Genomic DNA, 1,413 nt, shown 5'->3' with positions numbered 1-1,413 from the left:
TCAAAAAGCCAGCCGTTATCAACGGCGACTCGTTGAAGTCGCGAGCCGGCATAGTGCTTGACCTCCTCGAGTATGGCTTTCTCTTCTTCATAGGCGTCTACATATGAGGCCGGAAGCTTCATTCCTCGAAAGCCTTGCCGACTAGCACGCCAGCGATTATTCTAGCCCGAATAGATCTCGACGCCTCCTTATTTGTGCCTTGACGAACTGCATCATAGTAGGACTTTTCCTCGGGCGAGGTTGGTTTCTTGAGGCGCGAATCAAACTCTCGAAGTCGAGTCTGGGCATCCTCATAATTGGGCAACTCGTTTTGTTCAGAAAGTACCTTCACGGCGGCCCAAAGCGAGTAAAAGTCTCCGAGATTTGTCCACCTCGAACCAGATTTCGAGAAGTCGAGCTCTCTCAGCCAATCCATCACGCACTGATAAGCCGGCTCAATATCACTCTCGGCAGGTATTCCTTCATCGTATTTCGCATAGTATAGATCTAGGACAGATGACGTTCCGTCCATTATTCCGTGCGCGGTTAGGAGATATATTTCTGAGACATACTCAACGTCCAGCATTCTCGATATTCTAGCCCTACTAGCCACGCCGATAGAGCTCCAGAATGGATCTTGGGCCAGAGAGTCCATCCTCTGAATGAAGTGTCCCCCAAACTGGGCCTTTCGAAGTTCCTGCGCATTCAGTTTGGCCGTATTTTTATTTAAACGCTCAAATGCCGACTTGATCTCCTCTTCGCTTGTCCGTGAAATATTTTCCACGCTGAGCACATAGTCGGCAAAGTCTTCTTTCATACCTTCTGGAAGATCCGAATAGTAGGCATCTGCGTACCCTTCGCCACTGAAGTGTCCGCCGAGATTAAATTCATCTTTGGTGAACGCGATGAGTGTTTCAAGCCTCTGCTTGCCGTCTATGACATGATATGTCGTCGGCAAACCGGGCTGGGTCTCTATTTGGAGGTAGATGGCTGGAGATGGGTAATCTCGTAAAATAGAATCAATGTAGTAGCGGCGATATGCCTCATTCCAGACTGATCGCCTCTGATACGGTGGGTCTAAGTCCAGTTGTCCTGTGGCGTGATTCTCAAGGAACCACTGAATTGTTTGGGTGTTTGGACGTCGCCGCACGGGTAATCCTCCGGATCTGTATCTACGTTGATCTGCGTATCAGTCTTTGAGTCTACCCGGTCAGCTCGATCCTCCAGCATTGGTTCCACCGAGCCCTACCTGGTGGAAGGTCGGCGATAGGCAGGGGTGGTGAGCCGCTAACTGGGCCGACAAACTACGAACCATGAGCGCCCCACCGCGTCCACAAGACGGCTCTCTCTACCGTGTTCCATGGCAGCAGGCCTAATAGGGGTCTTCGCGGTTGGTGGTGAAGGAGAGCGTCGCGTCGCTGGCGTAGAACGGCC

General features: G+C 51.4%; 1 protein-coding gene. It reads right to left on the bottom strand.

All coding sequences use genetic code 11. The annotated features are described in order from the left end of the window. Nucleotides 1-118: 118 nt before the first annotated feature. Nucleotides 119-1,129, bottom strand: coding sequence for a DUF262 domain-containing protein (locus ACT3T9_RS18815; protein WP_444607301.1), 1,011 nt, complete (start codon nt 1,127-1,129; stop codon nt 119-121). Nucleotides 1,130-1,413 lie beyond the last annotated feature (284 nt).

The organism is Brachybacterium sp. AOP29-B2-41 (genome assembly GCF_052378395.1).
Taxonomy (GTDB): Bacteria; Actinomycetota; Actinomycetes; order Actinomycetales; family Dermabacteraceae; genus Brachybacterium.
This window is presented reverse-complemented; position numbering and strand designations above follow the sequence as displayed.